Source organism: Micromonospora chokoriensis (assembly GCF_900091505.1).
GTDB lineage: Bacteria > Actinomycetota > Actinomycetes > Mycobacteriales > Micromonosporaceae > Micromonospora > Micromonospora chokoriensis.
Window position 1 is genome coordinate 1,345,686 of record NZ_LT607409.1, and the last position, 21,046, is coordinate 1,366,731.

Below are 21,046 nucleotides of genomic sequence, written 5' to 3' on the forward strand. Positions count from 1 at the left end.
TCCACAGGCTGGGGAGCATGTTTTCGCAGTTCAGGCCGTTCTGAGGAAGAATTCCCCAACAGTTATCCACAGGCTGTGCACACTCCACGCACATGCTGTCCACCGGCATCCACAGGTTGTCCCGAGGCTCGTCCACCGGCCTTGTTGAGTCTCTGACCTCGGGGTCCGTATGGTTGGCCCTCGACCGCCGGTCTGATGGCCCCCGATCGGCCGGCCTGGTCGGACGGAAGCGTCGTACCCCAGCGGTAGAGCTGGGATCGGGTTCGGCGCAGTGGAGGGGGGACCCGTGTCGGTCACTGACGACATGCGGGCAGATTCACGCTCCGGCGGAGGCCAACCACCGGCGCAGCGGGACGGCCAGTTCGACAAGACCCCGCCGCAGGACGTGGCAGCCGAGCAGTGCGTCCTCGGCGGCATGCTGCTCTCCAAGGACGCCATCGCCGACGTCGTCGAGATCCTCAAGACCAACGACTTCTACCGGCCGGTGCACGCCACCATCTTCGACACCATCCTGGACATCTACGGTCGTGGTGAGCCGGCCGACCCGATCACCGTGGCCGCCGCCCTGACCGACTCCGGTGACCTGGCCCGCATCGGCGGCGCACCGTACCTGCACACCCTCATCGCCAGCGTGCCCACCGCCGCGAACGCTGCCTACTACGCGCGGATCGTCAGCGAACGGGCGGTGCTGCGCCGGCTGGTCGAGGCCGGCACCAAGATCGTGCAGCTGGGCTACGGCACCGCGAGCGGCGGCAGCCGCGACGTGGACGACATCGTGGACCTCGCCCAGCAGGCCGTCTACGACGTCACCGAACGCCGGGTCAGCGAGGACTTCGCGATCCTGGCCGACATGTTGCAGCCGACGCTGGACGAGATCGAGGCGGTGGGTGCGCAGGGCGGTGTGATGACCGGCGTGCCGACCGGCTTCAGCGACCTGGACCGGCTGCTCAACGGTCTGCACGCCGGCCAGTTGGTGATCGTCGCCGGCCGGCCTGGGTTGGGCAAGGCGCTCGCACTCGACACCCCACTGCCGACTCCGGACGGCTGGACCACGATGGGCGAGATCCGGGTGGGTGATCAACTGATGGCGGCTGACGGCAGTCCCACCACCGTCACGCACGCCTTCGACGTGATGCATGGCCGGCCCTGCTACGAAGTCGAGTTCTCCGACGGCACGGTCATCGTGGCGGACGCGGAGCACCTGTGGAAGACGACCACCCGAGCGAGCAGACGGCCGGGGCCGGCGCGGCAAAGCCGGCGCTGGTCCGAGTCGTCGATGGCCAACGTACGCGCGGCGCACGAGAGTCTCGGCGCCAAGGGCAACCAGCCCGTCACACTCTTTGACACGATCGCGCAGGTCGGCCCGGAGTTCCGGCCTTTCCTGCACACCGTCGCCCGCCAAGTCGGGTCGATCGGCCGGATCAGCCGCCCCGTCGTCCGAGACGGCAGGACGCGGAACTGGACGGCGCCCGGCTATCCGGCCGGACCTCTTCTGAGCGCACTTCTTGAGCGGACCGCACGGAAGAGCAACTCCGACAGCCAGGCCGACTACGGCGGTGTCGTCACCACTGCCGAGATCGCGGCCACACTCCGCACTGACACCGCCGATCGACGGCTGAACCACGCGGTACGGAACACCGCCCCCCTTCAGCTACCGGACCGGGAGCTGTTGGTTCCGCCGTACACATTGGGAGTCTGGCTCGGTGATGGGCACACCCACGCCAGCCGCTTCACCACTGCGGATCCGGAGATGGTCACGTACATCGAGGCGGACGGCTTCTCGGTGAGGCCCAGTGGACCGATGGTCTACACCATCCTCCTGGAGGCAGAGCCTGTCGCTCCGGGGATTGGCAACAAGAACCGTTCCTTTGTCGGGCTGCTGCGTACGATCGGGGTGGCAGGCGACAAGCACATCCCAAGCGCCTACCTGCGCGCCTCCGAGGCCCAGCGTCGCGCGTTGCTGGCCGGCCTGATGGACACCGACGGCACTGTCGGCCCTTCAGGCAACCTGCAATACACGTCGACCTCCAAGCGGCTGGCAGACGACGTGCGTGAGCTCGTGATAGGCCTCGGGTACCGCTGCACTGTCAACCGGAAGTCCGTACGCGGCCGCACCCCGGAATCGTCGATCGCCTACACGTTGAACTTCTCCACTCCGGGCCCTGTCTTCCGGCTGAAGCGGAAGCAGGATGCACACGCGGAACGGCGTCGAACCGTCTCCGACGCTCGGACGGCCTCCCGGTTCATCGTCGACGTCCGGCCGGTCCCCAGCGTGCCGGTGCGCTGCGTGACTGTCGACAACGAGGAGCACCTGTATCTGGCCAGCCGGGCCATGATCCCGACGCACAACAGCACAGCAAGCATGGACTTCGCGCGAAACGCTGCAATTCGGGCTAATCAGGCGGCGGCCATCTTCTCGCTGGAAATGAGCAAGGTCGAGATCGTCATGCGACTTCTCTCGGCCGAGGCGCGGGTGCCGCTGCACGTGCTGCGCAGTGGGCAGCTCTCCGACGACGACTGGACGAAGCTGGCCCGCTGCATGGGTGAGATCAGCGAAGCGCCGCTCTTCGTCGACGACACGCCGAGCATGAACCTGATGGAGATCCGGGCCAAGGCTCGGCGGCTCAAGCAGCGGCACGACCTCAAGATGATCGTGGTCGACTATCTCCAGCTGATGACCTCGCCGAAGCGCACCGAGAGTCGTCAGCAGGAGGTCGCGGACCTCTCCCGTGGACTCAAGCTGTTGGCCAAGGAGGTCGAGTGCCCGGTCATCGCGGTGAGTCAGCTGAACCGTGGCCCCGAGCAGCGCACCGACAAGCGACCCCAACTGTCCGATTTGCGCGAATCTGGGTCAATTGAGCAAGATGCCGACGTTGTCATCCTTCTGCACCGCGACGACTACTACGACAAGGAGTCGCCGCGCGCGGGCGAGGCGGATTTCATCGTTGCCAAGCATCGGAATGGCCCTACCGACACCGTGACCGTCGCCGCCCAGCTGCATCTGTCACGCTTCGTGGACATGGCCATCGGCTAGCTCATCCGAGCAGTGGAAACCAGCCCGCCGACTCGCCCAACTCCAGTCGGTCCCGGTCGGTGAGCGGCACCCGCCCGGTCGCCTTCAGCAGGTAGTCGTGGTCGCTCCAGGCGGCCGGGCGGACGGTGTCGTCGCTGAGCAGGCCGTCCATTGTGGCCACCGCGACGCGTGTCGCCAGTGGACCCGGGGGCGGCGCGTCGGGCAGGTCCACGATCAGGTCCAGGTGATGGACGACCGCCTCAGTCGTCAGGGTGGCGAGGAAGTCCGGTACGCGCAGCACGTGTCCCTGCGTGGTCACGTACCCCTGCGGGTTGCTCGACGCGGCGGCGCGGACCGCCGCAGGGGCGGTGTCCCGCCAGAGCCGGACGATTCCGGTCGGGCGGTCGAACGCGGCGGCCGAGCGGCGGACCCACCAGGCGTGCCCGGCGGCCTCGTCGTCACCACCGGGGAAGTCACGCCAGTAGCTGACGTCGTCGACGTCGGCGGGGCCGTCCACGGGGCTGGCCAGTGCGACGAGCGCACGCTGGGCGTCGCCGAGCACGTGCAGGAGCAGGTCCGCGACGAGCCAGCCGTGACAGCGGGTGGTCCGTTGCAGGCCGCCGTCACCCAGGGCGTCGACCACTGCGGTGATCCCGGCGTACGCCTGGGCCAACGCCTCGTCGGGTCGGATCGCGGTCATGCGAACCAGCCTGGCACGGCGAGTTCCACCCACCAACCATCGGCGGTGGGGGCGTTGTGCCCGGGTCGACACGTGGATCGACCCGGGCGCCAGGTCGGCTGTGCTCAGCCGAACATCTCGTCGAGGAAGCCCTTGCGCTTCTTCTGCCGGTAGTGGCCGTGGTAGCCGTGGTGCTGCTGCTGGTGGCCGTACGCCGGTGCCGGCGGGTAGCCGTGTGCGGGCGGGGGCGGCGGCGGGACAGCACCGTAGCCGGGCTGGTGGGGGGCCGGGGGCGGCGGAGGCGGCGGGTAACCGGCCGGCTGATGGGCGGGCTGCGCCGGCGTGCCGCCGCTCTGCTGGCGGCTCCAGTTGGCCTCCGCCTCGAAGAGCTTCTCCAGCTCACCGCGGTCCAGGAAGATGCCTCGGCACTCCCCGCACTGGTCGATGACGACTCCGCTGCGCTCGTACTGGCGCATTTCTCCGCGACACTTGGGACAGGTGAGACTACTCATCGCACGACGGTACCTGGTGGACCTATGCGGTTGCTGTGAGCGCCTCGGTGACTTCTTCATCGGAAACTTCGTGGAAGTCGTCGTAGTAGACGCTCACCGCACCGAAGTCCGGCGGACGTTGCGCGCAGATCACCTGGTCGGCCTCGGCGGCGACGAGTTCGTAGGCTTCCTGTGCGCCCACCGGGACGGCTACCACCACCCGGTTGGCGCCGAGTTGGCGTGCGACCTCCACGGCGGCGCGGGCGGTCGCGCCGGTGGCGAGACCGTCGTCGACGATCACCGCCGTCCCCCCGGTGAGGTCCAGTGGTGGGCGACCGCCCCGGTAGAGCCGTTCCCGGCGCTCCAGTTCGGCCTGCTCCCGTTGCCTGACCTCGGCGATGTCGTCGCTGCTGAGTCGGCTGGCCACCGCGTCGTTGAGGACCTGGACGCCGCCCGGTCCGAGCGCGCCGAAGGCGACCTCCCGGGCCCACGGCATTCCGAGCTTACGGACGACCAGCACGTCCAGCGGAGCGCCGAGGCGTTCGGCGACGACCCGGGCGACCGGTACGCCGCCACGGACGAGACCGAGGACGACGACGTCGGGTTCGCCGACGAGTGCGGTGAGCCGGTCGGAGAGCACCCGGCCGGCGTCGGCCCGGTCGCGGTAGGTCGTCATGCCTTCAGGTCTACGCCCTGATGCGGTTCCGCGCCGGGCAGTTACGCGGAAGTGGCCCGACCGGACAGGTGGCCGGGCATCGCTGTCGGTGGCGTGTCGGTGGGGCGGTGCAGGGCAGGTGCCCAGGTGAGCAGGGCGAGCGGGTACAGCAGGTAGCCGAAGCGGGTCGTGGGCATCAGGGCGATGGCGGCGAGTAGTCCGTACCCGCAGATGACGGCGGTGGCGACGGCGGTGCGGGGCGGGCGGCGGGCGAGCCGGACGGCGATGGCGACGCCCGCCGCGACCAGCAGCGCGGCGGCGATCAACCGGCCGGCGGGCAGCCCGGTGGCGATCAGGTAGCCGGGGAACGGGGACTGCGCGGGGCTGGTGACCAGGCCGTGGCCGAGGGGGAAGCGCAGCACGTTCTCGGTCAGCGCGTCGCGGTCGACGAGCATCGCGGGCAGGAGGGCGGCGACCGGCAGGCCGATCGCGCCGGCGGCGACGCGCGCGCCGGCGCGTCGGGTCAGACCCCAGACGATGAGGACCAGGGCGACCGGCCAGGCGAACAGCTTCAGCGCGCCGGCCAGCCCGACCGCGAGACCGGCCCGGCCGGGTCGGTCGGTGGCGGCGAGCGCGAGGGCCAGCAGGCAGAGCGCGAGTACGGGGAGGTCGTCGCCGCCGGTGGCGAGGGTGAGGGCGCAGATCGGCAGTACGGTGGCGGCCTGCACGCCGCGCAGCAGCGCGGCGTTGCGGCGGTGAGCGGTGCCGGTCTTGTCCGTGTCGGCAGGTGTCCCGCGCAGGGCGCCCACGGCCAGGGCGAGCGCCAGCGCGGTGCCCACCGCGAACCAGACTCGGGAGTCGGTCCACCAGGTGTCGACGAACGCTCGGGGTAGGCCGAACATCGCCATGCCGGGCTGGTACGGGGTGTAGCCCATCAGTTGGTCGCCCGGTGGCAGGGCGGCGATCGCGTCCGGTCCGAGGTACGGGGTGCCGTGTTCCAGGAGGCGCGCGCCGGCGTGCTCCACGACCAGCACCTCCTCCTGGGCCCGGTCGGTGCGCCCGCCGGCCCGCTCGATGCTCTGCCAGAGCAGAGGCAGCAGTGCGGTGCCCGCCCAGGCGAGACCGGTGACCGCCCAGCGGGCTGGCAGCCCGACCAGCGGCGAGGTGGGGGTGCGACGGCGCAGCAGCAGTTGGGCGGTCACCACCAGCGTCGCGACCAGGTAGCCGGCTGCGGCGATCGTGCCCCAGGCCCGGTGCGGCAGCAGGGTCGACGTGACTGCGGTGATCGCGGCGAAGACGGTCGACGCGGCGTAGAGAGCAAGGTCGAGGGCGAGTCCGCCGGCGGCGGTGTCGAACGTCCGCCAGTGCCAGCGACGGCGGCGGCGGGCGGTCGGGTCGTCGGCGATCACGGCGCAAGTCTGGCAGACCGGTCCGCTTCGGCACCGGGCCGAGCCGGTCGGATCCGGCGTTGCCGGACGCGGCCGGTCAGGCGGGCAGGTGCGGGAGGCGGTCGGTGCGGGAACGGCCGCCCTGGCGACGGTTCTGACTCAACCTGATCACCGCGCCGGCGTCGTGCAGGGGTGCGGCCAGGGCACCGGGTCGGCCGCCCGAGCCCCGCTGCATCGCTGCGAGCAGAGTGCCGGCCGGCATCGGCCGGGCGAAGAGGTGCCCCTGGCCGGCGACGCAGCCCAGCTCCCACAGGGCCCGCCGCTGCGGCTCGCTCTCCACCCCCTCGGCCACCACGTCCAGGTCGAGGCTGCGGCCCAGGTCGAGGGTGGAGCGGATGACGGCGGCGGCCTCCGCCGAGCTGTCCATCGTCGTGACGAAACTCCGGTCGATCTTCAGCTCGTGCACCGGGATCCGGGAGAGCAGGGAGAGGGACGAGTAACCGGTGCCGAAGTCGTCCAACGCCAGTCGGACACCCTCGTCGCGTAGCCGGCCGAGCACCCGGTCGACCACGTCGAGTTGGCTGAGCGTCAGTGTCTCGGTCAACTCCAGCACCAGCCGGTCCGGTGGTAGCTCGTGAGCGCGCAGGCGGGCCAGCACCGAGCCCGGGAACCGCGCGTCGAGGAGGCTGCGCGGCGACACGTTCACCGCTACCGGTACGTCGAAGCCGGCGTCCCGCCACCTGGCCGCGGCGATCAGCGCCTGGTCGAGGATCGCCTCGGCGAAGGCCGGCAGCAGGCCGGAACGCTCCACGGCCTCCAGGAAGCGCAGCGGGTCGATCATGCCGTGGGTGGGGTGGTGCCAGCGCGCCAGCGCCTCGGCGCTGGTCACCTCGCCGGTGCCCAGGTCGACGATCGGTTGGAAGTTGACGACGAACTCGTGGTCGGCGACCGCACGTGGCAGGTCGCCACCGAGGGTGAGGCGGCCCAGGTCGGCGGTGTCCCGCGTGGCGGCGTACGTGGCGGTCCTCTGCCCGGCCCGTTTGGCCTGGTACATGGCCACGTCGGCCCGGCGCAGCAGCTCGGCCATGCCACCGCTGGACGGGGCGACGGAGATTCCGCCGCTGGCCTCCACGCTGATCCGCATGCCGTCCAGCTCGAAGGGCTCATGCAGGGCGGCGAGCAGCGTCTCGGCCCGGTGCGCGGCCACCGCCGGTGCCGGAAGCCCTCGCAGGAGTACGGCGAACTCGTCGCCGCCGAGGCGGGCCACCAGGTCGGTGGGCTGGGCTGCGCCCCGCAAGCGGCCGGCGACCTGCACCAGCACCTGGTCGCCGGCGGCGTGCCCGAGGGTGTCGTTGACCTCCTTGAAGTGGTTGAGGTCGATCAGCACCAGCGCGGTCACCCCGTCGGCGTGCCGGGCGCTCAACTGCTCGGTGCCCTCGTCGAGGAGTTGCCGACGGTTGGCCAGGTCGGTCAGCGCGTCGTGTGCCGCCGCGTACGCGTGTTCGTTGGCGACCCGGGCGAGTTCGGCGTACGCCTGGGCGTTGCGCACGGCCGTGCAGAGCGCGGAGGCGAAGGTACGCAGGGTGTACCGCTCCCGCTCGGAGAGTTGCACCGGGCCGTGGAAGCGCAGTCGGAGGACGCCGATGTCGATGGTCCGGTCGTGTCCCTCCAGCGGGGTCGGGACGATCGTGCCGTCGACGGTGGTGGGCGTGCCGGTCGGGCCGTCGAAGGTGATGCCGCCGGTGCCGCCGCGTACGGTGCGACCACCGTCGCGCAGCTCGATCTCGACCTCGTCGGCGGAGAACAGCTCGGCGGCCTGGGTGACGGCGGTGGTGAGGACGGTGTCCAGGTCGACCACGTTGAGCGCGTCGGTGGTGCGGGCGAGCCGCTGCCACGCCTGCTGTTCGGTGCGGCCCCGGATGCGCGCGGCGTAGGCCAGGTGCAGGCTCAGGACCAGGGGCGGAACCGCGAGCATGAGGCGGGGGTCCAGTTGGAGGGTGAGCAGGGTCAGGGCGGCCACCACGAACCGGACGGCGTAGCCGGCCAGACGAAGGTCGAGGTTGCTTCGGAACTGGGACGCGATCCTGGTGCCGGAGGCGAGCGCGATCACCGGGATCGCCAGCAACTCGTCGAGGAAGGCAGCGAGAAGGTACGCCACCGCCAGGATCCCGACCAGTTTCGGGGCCTGCATGGCGGGCCAGGTCCAGTCGAGCAGCGCGAAGGTGATGCCGACGCCGGCCGCGACGAGGATGTTCTTGCCGACGCCGAAAGCCAGCTTGATGGCGGGCAGACGGGCTGAGGCGATAGTGATGCCGATGCAGGTGCAGAGCACCACCCAGGGAACTGGAGCGACGGCAGCCGCGATGACGATCGCCGCCTCGCTCCAACTGATCAGGTGCACCGTGGACCGGACACGCACTCGTGCCTTGACGAACGCACCCAGGGCGATCATGGCGGTCAGCGTCACGAGGGTCGCTCCGTCGGGTGTCGGAGCTTCGGCTGCGGGGAAGGTCAGCCTCAGAGAGGCGAGCGCGACGATCGTGGCGGCAACGACGAGGGGACCGACGAGCAGCCGTAGCCGTCGATCGGTCCCGTCATCGCGTCGGTGTGAAGAGGCCACGCAACTCCTGGATTACCTCGCCTGTCGTGCTCGCAACCATATCGCCGGGTGATGCAGAAGTCCTGCACCGATGTCAGCCCCACTCGTTTCCGCGCATTTCACCCACCCTCTCCTTCGTACGTCGCCGAGCTCTGTTGGAGTCGACTCTCTACGAATGGAGCTTAAATGGGGTTGGCCCTAGTTAGGGATGATAAATGTCGTTATCCTCAACATTAGTCAATCCTGTCCGCATAAGTAACATACGGTTTGCGTTCCAGTGCGGAGAGCGCTCAGATGCTCGCCTCCCGCAGCCGGCCCGTCGCGGAATGTCGCGAGCATGTCGACCCATTAGACCGCGTGCTCAGTGTGAGCCTTGAGGTGCCGCAACTCATCCGCCGATTCGGTCAACCGCGCACCGGCTCGGGCCGGGCATCCCCTTCACTGCGGCTCAGCTGCCCCTAGTTGGACTTTGCCCATCGTGGCACCTCCGGCGCATCTTCGAGACTAGGGGTGGAGGGGGTGGAGAATCGAATGCTCGGAGTCTTTCGCCCACCTCTCCCCAGCAAGTGGCAGCGACTGGGAACGCCGAGGCGGTGGGTGGTTCTTGCAGTGTTCGCATTGCATCTCGCCAGGCCGTCGCCGCCGATGCCGGGGTGTTCGCACCGGCCGTCCCGTGGAGGTCGGCCGGTGCCCGTAAGCTTCGTTGCGTGATCGGCTGAATACCCCGCTGAGCCAGGGGGACGGGTGGAGATTCAACTTCTGGGCGGTCTCTCGGTGCAACTGCCCGCTCGCAAGCTGCACCTCGGCACGCCTAAACAGCAGGCTGTCTTCGCGATGCTCGCCGTACAACCTGGTCAACTGGTGACATTGAACGACCTGGTCGACGAGTTGTGGCCGGACGGTCCACCACGCTCCGCGGTCGCCAATGTGCGGACGTACGCCGCCAATCTGCGTCGGACCTTCGAGACTTTCGCCTCCGGTCACGGCGTCATCGTCAGGCAACAAACCGGCTACCGGCTCACGCTTGGACCGGAGTCCGTTGATGTATTCCGCTTCGAGATGGAGCGCAGTGCGGGCCGGGAAGCCCTAATGGCCGGCCACGTGGACCGCGCCGGAGAACTGTTGCGTTCCGCCGTGGCTCGCTGGCGCGGAGCAATGCTCGCCGGCCTGCCGCTCGGACCAGTTCTCGGCGCACGGGTCGCGGCGGCCGAGGAGGAACGCCTGCTGGCCGTGGAACTCCTTGCCGACGTACACCTGAGGTCGGGGCGGGACGACCTGGCCATTCCGTTGATGCGGGAGGTCATCGCGCGGCATCCCCTCCGGGAGCCGGCGTACGCCCTGCTGATGCGCGCGCTGCACGAGCGTGGGGATCACGCAGGCGCACTGGTCGTCTACGACGCGCAACGATCTCACGACCACACCCCGCGAGCGACGCCGCGAAGCGCTGACCCGGCCGAACAGCGCTTATCGATTTCTTATCGACCGGCCCGGTAACTTACCGGCCGTATCGGCGAACGGGGGAGGCTCTGCTCGTGGGCAGAGCCGGTCCGTCGACACGCACCCGTCGACAGGTCACCCCAGCGACCTCGGCGGCGGGGCGGTGAGGGAGGAGCGGCGTCGGACTGGCGCGCCGTCAGCACCCGGTGTGGCGGTCGACGCGGCGCCGCTCCTTCTCCAGCGCCGTCGTACCGCACCGATAGGCTCACGACCGTGACCGAACCCGCGCAGCTCAGCCACGTCGACCGCGCCGGCGCGGCCCGCATGGTCGACGTCTCCGCCAAGGCGGTGACGGGCCGGTTGGCCGTCGCGGCCGGCCGTCTGCGGACCACGCCAGAGGTCATCGACCTGCTGCATCGCGACGGGTTGCCCAAGGGTGACGCGCTGGCGGTCGGTCGGCTGGCCGGCATCATGGGGGCGAAGCGCACGCCCGATCTGATCCCGCTGTGTCACCCGATCGCGCTGCACGGCGTCACTGTCGACCTCCGGTTGACCGCCGACACCGTGGAGATCACGGCCACGGCCCGCACCGCGGATCGCACCGGAGTGGAGATGGAGGCACTGACGGCGGTCGCCGTCGCCGGTCTCGCTCTGGTCGACATGGTCAAGGCGGTCGATCCGGCCGCCTCGGTGGAGGCGGTGCGGGTGCTGCGCAAGGAAGGCGGCAAGACCGGCGAGTGGGTTCGCCCGGAGGACCGGCCGTGATCCGGGCCCGGGTGATCGTGGCATCGAACCGAGCCTCGGCCGGCGTCTACGCCGACACCAGCGGGCCGCTGCTCGTCGCGGGCCTGCGCGAGTTGGGGTGCCAGGTCGACGAGCCGGTGGTGGTGCCCGACGGGGAGCCGGTCGGCGTCGCCCTGCGGGCCGCCCGAGCCGACGGTGTCGACGTGGTGGTGACCAGCGGTGGCACCGGGGTGACCCCGTCGGATCGGACGCCGGACGTGACCCGCGGTCTGCTGGATTACGAGATTCCCGGCATCGCCGAGGCGATCCGCGCGCACAGCCGCGACCGGGTGCCCACGTCGGTGCTGTCCCGAGGGCTGGCCGGGGTAGCCGGCCGGATGCTGGTGGTCAACCTGCCCGGCTCGACCGGCGGGGCCCGGGACGGCTTGGCCGTGCTCGGGCCGATCCTCGGGCACACCGTCGACCAGTTACGCGGCGGAGACCACTGAGGGGGGCCGCCGAGTTCATGGCGATGAGCACCTGGGTTGGTGGTGGTGCCCACCGATCGGTCCGTGCCAGGCCCGGGCGGGTGTCGGTCCGTGCCGATAGGCTCGGTCGGTGAGCACGGAAACCGCACCCACAGCGGATCGGGTCGCCGCACCCCCGCCGGCTGGCTGGGAGGAAGCGCGGTCGCGGGTCTACGCGGTCGGTCTCGCCGCCGCCCTGCCCGCCGTCGCCCGACCACTGGCCGACATCGACGGGTCCACCCTGGCCGAGCCGTTGACCACCCGCACCGACCTTCCGGCCTTTCCGACGTCCAGCGTCGACGGCTGGGCGGTGCGGGGCGCCGGCCCGTGGCGGGTCGTCGGTCGCGTGCTGGCGGGCAGCACCCCGGCGCCGCTCACCGAGGCCGACACCACAGTCGAGATCGCGACCGGAGCCATGGTGCCCGAGGGTGCCACAGCGGTTCTGCGCGTCGAGGAGTCCACGACCGCCGACGGCCTGGTGCGCGGCACTCCCCGGGAGACGCCGGAGTGGCGGCAGCCCGGTGAGGAGGCGTACGCCGGTGAGGAGTTGTTGCCGGCCGGCACGCCGGTCGACCCGGCGGTGATCGGTCTGGCGGCCTCCTGCGGGCACGACACGCTGCGGGTCCGGCGGGCACCGCGCGCCGCCCTCCTGGTCTTCGGCGACGAGCTGTTGACCGCTGGGCCGCCCGCGGCCGGTCGTGTCCGGGACGCGTTGGGTCCGGCGGTGCCCGCGTGGCTACGGCGCTACGGCTGCCAGGTCCGACAGTCGGACGTGGTGGGCCCGGTGGCCGATACCCTGCCCGCGCACGTGGCGGCCCTGCGGTCGGCATTGGCCAGCGCCGACCTGGTGTGCACCACCGGCGGCACGATGAACGGCCCGGTCGACCACCTGCACCCGACCCTGGAGGCGCTCGGCGCCGACTACGTGGTCAACACCGTCGCGGTCCGGCCGGGCTTCCCGATGTTGCTGGCCCGGCTGGCCGACCCCGACGGGCGGATCAGGTTCGTGGCCGGGCTGCCGGGCAACCCACAGTCCGCCATCGTCGCGCTGGTGTCGCTGGTCGCCCCGCTGCTCGCCGGCCTCCAGGGGCGCTCGATGCCCGTGCTGCCGCAGGCCACGCTGGCCGAGGCGGTGCCCGGCCGTGGTGATCACACCCATCTGGCGCTGGTGCGTCTGGACCGGGCCGCGGGCACCGCGTCTCCGGTGCGACACGTCGGGTCGGCGATGCTTCGTGGCCTGGCCGGCGCGGACGGCTTCGCCGTCATCCGGCCCGGCACCAGAGGCGAGCCGGGTGACCGTGTGCCGATCGTGCCGCTGCCGTTGCTGCCCGGGGAGCGTGCGTCATGACCGCGCCGGCGATCACCTTCGGTGAGGTCACCGACCAGCCGCTCGACCTTGCCACGCACGAGGCGGCGGTCGCCGACCGGCGGGCCGGCGCTGTGGTGTCCTTCCAGGGCGTGGTCCGCGACCACGACCACGGGCGCCAGGTCACCAGCCTGGAATACGAGGGACACCCGAGCGCCGCTCAGGTGCTGCGCGAGGTGGCCGCCGAGATCGCCGCGGAACCCGACGTTTACGCGGTGGCCGTCTCGCACCGGGTCGGCCCACTGGAGATCGGTGACGTGGCGCTTGTCGCCGCGGTGAGCACCGCGCACCGGGCGGCGGCCTTCGCCGCCTGCGCCCGGCTGGTCGACGAGGTCAAGGCGCGCCTGCCGATCTGGAAACGGCAGGTCTTCACCGACGGCACCGAGGAGTGGGTCAACTGCCCCTGACCGGGCTCACCGACGGCTGCCGAGTACCGCCGCCCTGGCGAGCCGGTCACCGTAGAACGCGGGCTCGGCACCGGGCCGCCAGGGCAGCGCGGCGACCAGCACGATCAACGCGACAGCGAGCGAGTTCTCCATCAGGGCCCCGAAGAGACCGTCCTGGTAGTGCGACATCTCCGGCAGCTGGTGCTCGTACGGCCAGATCGGGGAGATCAGGAACAGCAGGTAGAGCCCGATCGCGGCAGCGCCGTGACGGAGGCCGGTGAGGGTGGGATACCAGATCGGCGAGCGGAGCCCGTTGACCCCGGGCAGTCCGCCGAACACGGGCCCCTGGCCGGTGCGCTGCGGCATCGTGCGACTCGCCTCCCGGCGGCGCACGGCGGCGTCGGCCAGCACGATGATCGCCGGGATCACCCAGACCAGGTGATGCGTCCAGGAGATCGGGCTGATCACGTTCGCGGTCAGACCGACGAGCGTAAACGCGGTCAGCTCGTCACCGTCGGCACGGGAACTGGCCGCGCGGGACAGCCCCAGCGCCAGGATCAGCACCGAGAAGGCGAACCAGAGCAGCCCGGGGGTCTCGATCGAGTCGTACAGCCGGGCGAGCAGGCCGGCGAGTGACTGGTTGGGCGTCATGTCCGCCGCGCCGACCCGTTCGGTCTGCCAGAGCACGCTGCCGAAGTACGTCCGTGACTCGTCGCCGACGATCGCGAAGCTCGCCACCGTCACGCCGATCGTGGTGCCGATGGCGGTGGCCGCCACCCGCCACTGGCGGGTGATGAGCAGGTACGCGATGAACAGTGCCGGGGTGAGCTTGACCGCGGTGGCCAAGCCGATGCCGGCGCCGGCCCAGGCTCCGCCGTAGACGAAGCGCAGCAGCGGGCCGTCGGTGGCGGCGTAGTGGGTGCCTCGGCGGGAGCGCCAGCGGAGGCCGATCAGATCCGCCATGATCAGGGCGAACAGCAGGATGTTGACCTGGCCGTAGCCGAGGGTTTCCCGAGCCGGTTCGATGGCGACCGCGAGCGGCACCGCCAGGGCCACCGTGAACCACAGTGGCCACGCCAACCGGTCCACGATGGGGCGCAGCAACCCGGCTAGGACCAGCGCCAACGCGGCGATGCTGGCGGCGGCGTTGACCATGCCCGCCATGCCGATCGGCAACTGCGCCATCGGCAACATGACCAGGCCGGCGAACGGCGGGTAGGTGAAGCCCAGCGTGGTCCCGGGCGCGATGAACTCATAGAGCTCGTGTCCGCTCGCCCACCACACCACGGCACCGTGGTAGATCTTCATATCGAAGAAGTTGTACGGCCGCCCGAAGGTGCCGATGGCGAGCCATGCGGCGTAGGCGACGGCGGCCACGATGGCGCCCCGTACGACGTTCCTGCGATCGATCCCGCGCGTCACGCGTTGGATTGGGGCGAGGCGGTCCGCCCGTCTACCGACAGCCGTCGGCATGGCGTGGCCACCCCCGTACCAAGGTTGTCCTATCCGTCCAGGTCCTGCACGGAGCCTAGAACGGCGCCTCACGTCAGTGCCTCCCGCGTTATGCGACCGTGTCCGATCCCACACATGTTTTTGACATTTCCACCGCGTTAACGCCTACCGGGTGGTTCAGGTAATTCGCGGCCTTAGCGGGGGTGGGGGTGGCTCGGAGACGGATCGACGCAGTTCAGCCGGGGAGTCGGCGCGCGGTCGATGCGGACCGGACGGCGATCCGGGCCTCACGTCGGGCCGTACGGACGGCGCGTTGCACGGAACGTCGAGAGTGGCCGATGCGGTGACCCGTCCGCCACCGCAGACCGGGCTTGCCGCCGGTGTCGGCAGCGGCCAGCAGGAGACCGCCGAGGATGCCCAGGTTCTTCATGGCGTGGATCTGGTTGTTGTTCCTGGCGGTCGGGTCGTCGTTCTTCCAGAAGGGATGCCCGGCGACGGTGACCGGCACCAACGTGCCGGCGAGGACCAGAGCGGCAGGTCGACTGAAGCGGCCGGTGGCGAGCATCAACCCGGCACCGACCTGCACCGCGGCGTTGAGTCGGATCAACGCCTCCGTCTCGGTGGGAAAGCTCGGGTGAGCCTTCTTCAGAAGCGGTGCGACCTTCTCGGTCACCGGCTGGGCGGCCACCGCGAGCCGGCCCGGGTCGCGGAAGTTGCGGTAACCCTGGACCACGAAGATGCCGCTCAGCATGGCTCGGGCGAGGGAGCGTACGGGCGTCATGGATCAGTCATACCCCGTCTGGGCGGTTGCTACCCCGGCAACGGCCGGATCGGATCGGTGCCCGTGCACGTGCGCCACGCCGATTCGAGCGACAGTCACGGATGGACTGGCTGCGGCGGGTAACGTCGCGCGGGTGACCACGCTGCGGCTACGCCCCGAGGACCCGGCCGACGCCGGCTCGGTACGCCGCGTTCTGCGCGCTGCCTTCGCCCGTCCGGACGTGGCGACACCGCCGGAGGTGAGCCTCGTCGACGAGCTGCGCGGCACCGCCGCCTGGCTGCCGGAGCTGGCCATGGTCGCGGAGTACGGCGGTGAGGTGGTCGGTTACGCGCTGCTCACCCGGGTGCGTGTGCGGCCGGAGCGGGGTGCGGACGTTCCCGTCCTGGCACTCGGTCCGGTTGCGGTGGCACCGCACCGGCAGCGCGTCGGGCACGGCACGTCGGTCGTGCAGGCCGCGTTGGACGCCTCCACCGAGTTGGGTGAGCGGCTGGTCGTGGTGCTCGGCGACCCGGCGTTCTACCGCCGGTTCGGCTTCGGCCCGGCGGCGGAGCTGGGCCTGACCGGGCCGTGGGCTGGTCTCGGTGAGCCGTGGCAGGCGTTGGTGCTGCCACCGTCCACCAGCGAGGAGGGCCCCCCACCCCGCGGTGAGGTGCTCTTTCCGGCGCCCTGGTCCAAGGTCTGACCGCGTCGACGCGGTCGGTGACGGTCAGGCCGGTTGGGTGCGCAGGTGCCGGCGTCAGGCCGGTTGGGTGCGTAGGTACCGGCCGAAGTGCGGCACCGTGAAGGCGACAGTGCCCCGCTCACCGGAGTAGATCAGCCCCTTCTTGATGAGCGCGTCGCGGGCCGGGGACAGGCTGGCGGGCTTGCGGCCGAGTGCCCGGGCGATCTCGGCGGTGGGCACCGCGGCGTCCATGTCGTCGCGGACCACCGCTGAAGCGTCGCCCTCGACAGCGGACAACGTGGCCATCGCCCGCATGTATTCGCGCTCGGCGGGCGTGGCCCGCTCGAATCGGGAGCCGAAGAACCCGACCGCCAGTTCCGCCTCCGCCTCCGGTGCGGCGACCCGCACGTCGGCGGCGGTGATCGGCGAGCGCGGCGCGTGATCCCAGGTCGCCTTGCCGTACGCCTGGACGAAGTACGGATAGCCGCCGGACTTCTCGTAGAGCAGGTCGAGCGCCTTCTGTTCGTACTCGACCTCCTCGCGCTCGGCCGGCGCGCAGAGCGCCTGGTCGGCGGCGATCCGGTCGAGCCGGTCGATGCGCTGGTAGCGGAACAACCGCTCGGAGTACGACTTGGCGGCGCTGAGCACCGCCGGCAGGTGCGGTAGGCCGGCGCCGACCACGATCAGGGGTGCGCCGAGCTGGGACAGCTCGTGGCAGGCGGCGCAGAGCGCCGACACGTCCTCCGGGCCCAGGTCCTGCATCTCGTCGATGAAGACGGCGATGCCGGTGCCCACGTCACTGGCCACGGCGGCGGCGTCACTGAGCAGCTCGACCAGGTCGATCTCGATGTCGCCGGAGTCGGCCCGGCCGCTGGCCGCCGGCACGTCGATGCCGGGCTGCCACCGGTCGCGCAGTTTCGGGGCGGCGCCGGCCCGGCCGGTCGGGGCGGAGCGTTGGGCGAACGCCTTGAGGACGCCGAGGAAGGTGTCGATCCGGTCCGGTGCCCGGTGTCGGGGGGCGAGCTCCCGGACGGCCATGTGCAGGGCGGCGGCGACCGGGCGACGCAACGACTGGTCCGGCCGCGCCTCGATCTTGCCGCTGCCCCAGAGATGGTTGATGGCCTGGGACCGGAGGGTGTTGAGCAGGACCGTCTTGCCGACGCCCCGCAGCCCGGTGAGCATCAGGCTGCGCTCGGGGCGACCCCGTGCGATGCGTTCCAGCACGATGTCGAAGACGTCCAGCTCCCGCCCCCGCCCGGCGAGCTCGGGCGGACGCTGGCCGGCGCCCGGCGCGTACGGGTTGCGGACCGGATCCACGCATTGGAGAGTATCGGGCCATCTAGCTGCGGGGCTAGACATGGATAGATGGGGCTACCGGCGTGTCGAGGCCGTCGAGACAAAACTAGGGCTGTCTAGCTTGGACGCTAGACGGCCCTAGTTTTGCCAAGCGGCGGCTAGCGTTTCTTCAGGCAGAGGACGTAGTCGAACAGGTCGATCGAGTTGTCGTGCACATAGTTCGCTGTCGCCTGCGGCGCGAGCGTCTCGCACCGGTCCCCGTCGGTGGTCGCCGGGATCCGCAACAGCACCTGGTACGTGTTCGGGCCACACGGCACCTTGCGCAGCTCCGCGTCGTCCTCGGTGCCCTCGTTCACCACGCAGTCGCCCCGGGCGAACTCCTCGTCCGGGTCGGGAGGGCTCGGCAGGGCCGGCGTCGGTGCCGCGCTGGGCAGGACGGGCGGACGCACCGGCATGCTCACCGACGGCTTGGGCTCGACGTCCTTGGTGGCGTCCGCCACTCTCCAGATCGCCCAGCCGGCCAGGCCGAGGCACGGGCAGAGCAGGAGCAGCACCACCAGCGCGATGATGAGGGCGATCTTGCGGCCGTTGGTCTTCACCGGAGCGCCGGGCGGCATGCCGAAGCCGCCCGGAGGCGGCGGGCCCCACGGCGCGGACGGCTGACCCGGGACCGGCCCGGGCGGCGGGAACGGCCCAGGTGGCGGGAACGGCCCGGGCGGCGGGTAACCCGGACCCGAGGTCGGCGGCGGTGCCCACATCGGTTCGGTCGGAGGCTCCGGGTTGCTGGGCGGGGGTGCCCACATCGGGGCGGTGGGCGGTTCCGCTCCACTCGGTGGAGGGCCCCACTGCTGCCGGGTCGGGTCCTCGGCGGGCGGCGGCGGACCCCACTGCGGCAGTGTCGGATCGACCGGTGGCGGGCCGCCGGACCCCTCGGAAGGGCGCTGCTGACGGTCGTCCGGCTGGTCGGAGCCCGGTGGTCCGTAGGTCGTCATGTCATATCCCCGGGGTGGGTGGTCTCAGCGTTGTTTGAGGCAGAGGACGAAGTCGAGGGTGTCCAGCTCGCTGTCGAAGAAGTACCAGTTGGTGTACCCCTCGACCTTGCTGCACTTGGCCTCGGCGTCACGCTCGCCGCTGGTCGCGCCGTCGACCCGGCTCAGCACCTCGTACGTCTTCGCCGCGCAGCCGCTGATCAGCAGCTTGGGCTTGCCGCCCGCGGCACCGTCGTTGCGGACACACTGGCCGACCTTGGCGAACCGGGGATCGGCCGACGATTCCGGAGCGGCGCCGCTCGGGGCGGGCGCGGCGACGTCCGCGTCCGCACTCGGTTCACCGGCAACTGGTGAGTCGCTGGGTGCGGCCAAGGGTGCGGGATCGTCCTGCCCGCGGAGCAGCCAGAAGGCACCACCGGCGGCCACCACCAGCAGTACGACGGCCAGAACCGCGATCAGCGGCCCCCGACCGCGCCGGCCTGGCGCCGGAGCAGGATCGCCGCCGTACGGGGTCTCGTCCGGCCGGTACGGCTGCCCGTACGCCGGGATCGCCCCGTACGAGCCGCCGTAGGGCGGTGACCCCTGCTCACGCCCGTAGCGCCCCTCGGAGCCGCCCCCGTAGGAAGCGGGACCTGGGCCGTCGTAGGGTCCGGGTCTCCCCTGCGGGGCGCGCGGATACGACGGAACCGCAGGCGGGTACTGCTCGTTCGCGGGCGGATAAGGCTGCTGCATCGGCCGTCCGGGCGTCTCGTCGGGTCGTTGCCCACGCCACGGTCCCGGGTCGCCTCCGCCCGGTGGTCCGTAGTTCGTCATGCCGCCCTCCTGCACGAGTGGTGAGAGGCCGGCCACCAACACGCGACGCCGACTCCGACGTCACCGTAGCGTGGTCCACTGATGAGCTCACCTCCACCGAGCGCCGCAGCCCTCGCCGGCCGCCGCGCAGGCACCACACCGACCCTGATCTGGACCGCGTTGATCGTGGTCTACCTGCTCTGGGGATCCACCTATCTGGCCATCCGGATCACTGTGGAGACGCTGCCGCCGCTGCTGTCGGCAGCCCTGCGGTTCGCGGTGGCCGGGCTGATCCTGGCGGTGGTGCTGCGGCTGCGTCGAGGGCCCGGCGCGCTGCGGGTCGACCGCCGGCAACTCGGCTCGGCCGCGCTGGTCGGCGTACTCCTGCTCGCCGGCGGCAACGGCCTGGTGGTGCTCGCCGAGTCCGGGCCACCCGGGGTGGCGCTGCCCTCCGGCATCGCCGCGCTGCTGGTGGCGACAGTGCCGCTGCTGGTGGTGCTGTTGCGTTCGGCCACCGGCGACCGGCCCCCGCTCTGGACGTTCGCCGGGGTCACGGTCGGCTTCGCCGGTCTGGTGCTGCTGGTGCTGCCCGCCGGCAGTTCGGACGCGGTGCCGCTGGTGGGGGCGTTGACAGTGGTGGCGGCGGCGACCTCCTGGTCGTTCGGGTCGTTCCTGTCCGGACGCATCCGGATGCCCACCGACCCGTTCGTCGCGACGGTGTACGAGATGCTGGCCGGTGCCCTGGTGCTGGCCGTCGTCTCCGCCGGTCGGGGCGAGCTGAGCGACTTCCACCCGGCGCAGGTCAGCGCGCGCTCCTGGCTGGCGCTGGGCTACCTCATGGTGGCCGGCTCGCTGGTGGCCTTCACCGCGTACGTCTGGCTGCTGCACAACGCGCCCATCTCGTTGGTGTCGACGTACGCCTACGTCAACCCGGCGGTCGCGGTGGCGCTCGGTGCGCTGCTGGTCGCCGAGCCGATCACCCCGCAGGTGCTGCTCGGCGGAGCGGTCATCGTGGCCGGTGTCGCACTGGTGGTGAGCACGGAACGGCCGCGCCGGGCGAGCGCGGGATCACGATTGGGGACCTCGCCGGTGAGCGAGCGCCGGTAGCCTCCGGGCCATGTCGGCCGCTGCTCTGGTCGGGGTGGCGGTGCTCGGCGGGCTGGTCGGTGTCGTCGTACCCTCGCTGGCTCTGCGCTTCACCGACCCGCCGGCCCGACCGCGGCCTCGACGTGGTGCCTGGATCTGGCTCAGCCCGATGGTGTCGGCTGCGGTGTTCGGCGGGCTCGCCGTCGCACACGGTGACGAGCCCGCGTTACCGGTCTTCCTCATGGTGGCGGCGGTGGGGCTGGTGCTGGCCCGGGTCGACCTGGCCTGTCTGCGTCTGCCCGACCCGCTGGTCCTCGCCGCCGGGCTGCTGGCGCTCGCCGGCTTGACCGCCACGGCGCTGCTGGCCGACGAGCCGGCCCGACTGCTCGGCGCGTTGACCGGCGCGACGGTCGCGGGTGCGGCGCACGTGCTGCTGGCAGTGCTCCCCGGCTCCCGACTGGGCTTCGGAGACGTGAAACTCGCTGCCGCCCTCGGCCTGCCGCTCGGCTGGCTGGGTCGGGACGCCCTGCTGGTCGGGCTGTTCCTGCCGCACCTGCTCCACGGCACGCTGGTGGTCGGCCTGCTCGCCGCGCGCCGGGTCCGCCGGGACACCCTGTTGCCGCTCGGGCCGGCCCTGCTCGCGGGCGCCTGGCTCGCCGCCCTGCTCGGCTGACCAGCCCGCTGCTTTCACCCTCCGTAGCAGCCGTCCGGCAGCCCGCCTACGC

The 21,046-nt window shown here is 71.2% G+C and carries 19 protein-coding genes; 9 read left to right on the forward strand and 10 right to left on the reverse strand.

All coding sequences use genetic code 11. The annotated features are described in order from the left end of the window. Positions 1–271 precede the first annotated feature (271 nt). Positions 272–3,034, forward strand: a complete 2,763-nt coding sequence (gene dnaB / locus GA0070612_RS06300) for a replicative DNA helicase (RefSeq protein WP_231924482.1) — start codon at positions 272–274, stop codon at positions 3,032–3,034. A 1-nt stretch (position 3,035) separates the two neighbouring features. Here dnaB and GA0070612_RS06305 read toward each other — a convergent pair whose 3' ends face one another. From GA0070612_RS06305 to GA0070612_RS06325, 5 genes are all read right to left on the reverse strand, one after another. Next, positions 3,036–3,713: a maleylpyruvate isomerase N-terminal domain-containing protein gene (locus GA0070612_RS06305; protein ID WP_088987069.1), complete on the reverse strand. Its 678-nt coding sequence runs from the start codon at positions 3,711–3,713 to the stop codon at positions 3,036–3,038. Between the two features lie 104 nt (positions 3,714–3,817). Continuing rightward, positions 3,818–4,204 (reverse strand): TFIIB-type zinc ribbon-containing protein, encoded by a 387-nt coding sequence (locus GA0070612_RS06310; RefSeq protein WP_088987070.1) that lies wholly within the window; start codon positions 4,202–4,204, stop codon positions 3,818–3,820. A 22-nt stretch (positions 4,205–4,226) separates the two neighbouring features. Beyond that, the gene (locus GA0070612_RS06315) at positions 4,227–4,859 is read right to left on the reverse strand and encodes a phosphoribosyltransferase (protein WP_088987071.1); all 633 of its coding nucleotides are present in this window, start codon (positions 4,857–4,859) and stop codon (positions 4,227–4,229) included. 41 nt (positions 4,860–4,900) lie between these two features. After that, positions 4,901–6,247, reverse strand: a complete 1,347-nt coding sequence (locus GA0070612_RS06320) for a glycosyltransferase 87 family protein (protein WP_197699315.1) — start codon at positions 6,245–6,247, stop codon at positions 4,901–4,903. A 76-nt stretch (positions 6,248–6,323) separates the two neighbouring features. Then, the gene (locus GA0070612_RS06325; RefSeq protein WP_167393603.1) at positions 6,324–8,846 is read right to left on the reverse strand and encodes a putative bifunctional diguanylate cyclase/phosphodiesterase; all 2,523 of its coding nucleotides are present in this window, start codon (positions 8,844–8,846) and stop codon (positions 6,324–6,326) included. A gap of 723 nt (positions 8,847–9,569) precedes the next feature. Here GA0070612_RS06325 and GA0070612_RS06330 point away from each other — a divergent pair. The 5 genes from GA0070612_RS06330 (at position 9,570) to GA0070612_RS06350 (ending at position 13,285) form a co-directional block, all read left to right on the forward strand. Next, positions 9,570–10,319: an AfsR/SARP family transcriptional regulator gene (locus GA0070612_RS06330; RefSeq protein ID WP_088987072.1), complete on the forward strand. Its 750-nt coding sequence runs from the start codon at positions 9,570–9,572 to the stop codon at positions 10,317–10,319. Positions 10,320–10,535: 216 nt separating this feature from the next. Further along, positions 10,536–11,027: a cyclic pyranopterin monophosphate synthase MoaC gene (moaC, locus tag GA0070612_RS06335; RefSeq protein WP_088987073.1), complete on the forward strand. Its 492-nt coding sequence runs from the start codon at positions 10,536–10,538 to the stop codon at positions 11,025–11,027. Beyond that, on the forward strand, positions 11,024–11,494 hold the full coding sequence (locus tag GA0070612_RS06340) for a MogA/MoaB family molybdenum cofactor biosynthesis protein (RefSeq protein ID WP_088987074.1): 471 nt from the start codon (positions 11,024–11,026) through the stop codon (positions 11,492–11,494). Before moaC ends, GA0070612_RS06340 begins: the two co-directional genes overlap by 4 nt. A 109-nt stretch (positions 11,495–11,603) precedes the next feature. Further along, positions 11,604–12,860 (forward strand): molybdopterin molybdotransferase MoeA, encoded by a 1,257-nt coding sequence (locus GA0070612_RS06345; RefSeq protein ID WP_088987075.1) that lies wholly within the window; start codon positions 11,604–11,606, stop codon positions 12,858–12,860. Further along, positions 12,857–13,285 (forward strand): molybdenum cofactor biosynthesis protein MoaE, encoded by a 429-nt coding sequence (locus tag GA0070612_RS06350; RefSeq protein ID WP_088987076.1) that lies wholly within the window; start codon positions 12,857–12,859, stop codon positions 13,283–13,285. The genes GA0070612_RS06345 and GA0070612_RS06350 overlap by 4 nt, the downstream gene beginning before the upstream one ends. Positions 13,286–13,291: 6 nt before the next feature. Here the strand turns inward: GA0070612_RS06350 and GA0070612_RS06355 are convergent, their stop codons facing one another. Both GA0070612_RS06355 and GA0070612_RS06360 read right to left on the reverse strand, forming a co-directional pair. After that, entirely contained in the window at positions 13,292–14,737 is a 1,446-nt protein-coding gene (locus GA0070612_RS06355) for a glycosyltransferase 87 family protein (RefSeq protein ID WP_088987077.1), read from the reverse strand. 214 nt (positions 14,738–14,951) lie between these two features. Continuing rightward, a complete protein-coding gene (locus GA0070612_RS06360) occupies positions 14,952–15,497 on the reverse strand; it encodes a DoxX family protein (protein ID WP_088987078.1) in 546 nt (181 codons plus the stop codon). 133 nt (positions 15,498–15,630) lie between these two features. On the opposite strand from GA0070612_RS06360, the gene GA0070612_RS06365 reads away from it, so the two are divergent. After that, entirely contained in the window at positions 15,631–16,179 is a 549-nt protein-coding gene (locus GA0070612_RS06365) for a GNAT family N-acetyltransferase (protein WP_088987079.1), read from the forward strand. A gap of 54 nt (positions 16,180–16,233) precedes the next feature. On the opposite strand, the gene GA0070612_RS06370 is transcribed toward GA0070612_RS06365, so the two are convergent. The 3 genes from GA0070612_RS06370 to GA0070612_RS06380 form a co-directional block, all read right to left on the reverse strand. Beyond that, positions 16,234–17,475, reverse strand: coding sequence for an ATP-binding protein (locus GA0070612_RS06370; protein ID WP_088987080.1), 1,242 nt, complete (start codon positions 17,473–17,475; stop codon positions 16,234–16,236). A 137-nt stretch (positions 17,476–17,612) separates the two neighbouring features. Then, positions 17,613–18,071: an LppU/SCO3897 family protein gene (locus GA0070612_RS32905; RefSeq protein WP_088987081.1), complete on the reverse strand. Its 459-nt coding sequence runs from the start codon at positions 18,069–18,071 to the stop codon at positions 17,613–17,615. A 399-nt stretch (positions 18,072–18,470) separates the two neighbouring features. Further along, on the reverse strand, positions 18,471–18,992 hold the full coding sequence (locus GA0070612_RS06380) for an LppU/SCO3897 family protein (RefSeq protein WP_088991303.1): 522 nt from the start codon (positions 18,990–18,992) through the stop codon (positions 18,471–18,473). 345 nt (positions 18,993–19,337) lie between these two features. Between GA0070612_RS06380 and GA0070612_RS06385 the strand changes: the two genes are divergently transcribed. Next, entirely contained in the window at positions 19,338–20,342 is a 1,005-nt protein-coding gene (locus GA0070612_RS06385) for an EamA family transporter (protein ID WP_197699317.1), read from the forward strand. A 10-nt stretch (positions 20,343–20,352) separates the two neighbouring features. Next, positions 20,353–20,994 (forward strand): A24 family peptidase, encoded by a 642-nt coding sequence (locus GA0070612_RS06390; RefSeq protein ID WP_088987082.1) that lies wholly within the window; start codon positions 20,353–20,355, stop codon positions 20,992–20,994. Positions 20,995–21,046: the final 52 nt, after the last annotated feature.

Bases quoted from the DNA above. Each gene is read 5' to 3' on its own strand.
- GA0070612_RS06305 (WP_088987069.1), bottom strand. From the start codon at position 3,713: ATGACCGCGATCCGACCCGACGAGGCGTTGGCCCAGGCGTACGCCGGG.
- GA0070612_RS06355 (WP_088987077.1), bottom strand. From the start codon at position 14,737: ATGCCGACGGCTGTCGGTAGACGGGCGGACCGCCTCGCCCCAATCCAA.
- GA0070612_RS06315 (WP_088987071.1), bottom strand. From the start codon at position 4,859: ATGACGACCTACCGCGACCGGGCCGACGCCGGCCGGGTGCTCTCCGAC.
- GA0070612_RS06310 (WP_088987070.1), bottom strand. From the start codon at position 4,204: ATGAGTAGTCTCACCTGTCCCAAGTGTCGCGGAGAAATGCGCCAGTAC.
- GA0070612_RS32905 (WP_088987081.1), bottom strand. From the start codon at position 18,071: ATGCCGCCCGGCGCTCCGGTGAAGACCAACGGCCGCAAGATCGCCCTC.
- GA0070612_RS06350 (WP_088987076.1), top strand. From the start codon at position 12,857: ATGACCGCGCCGGCGATCACCTTCGGTGAGGTCACCGACCAGCCGCTC.
- GA0070612_RS06360 (WP_088987078.1), bottom strand. From the start codon at position 15,497: ATGACGCCCGTACGCTCCCTCGCCCGAGCCATGCTGAGCGGCATCTTC.
- GA0070612_RS06385 (WP_197699317.1), top strand. From the start codon at position 19,338: ATGAGCTCACCTCCACCGAGCGCCGCAGCCCTCGCCGGCCGCCGCGCA.
- GA0070612_RS06390 (WP_088987082.1), top strand. From the start codon at position 20,353: ATGTCGGCCGCTGCTCTGGTCGGGGTGGCGGTGCTCGGCGGGCTGGTC.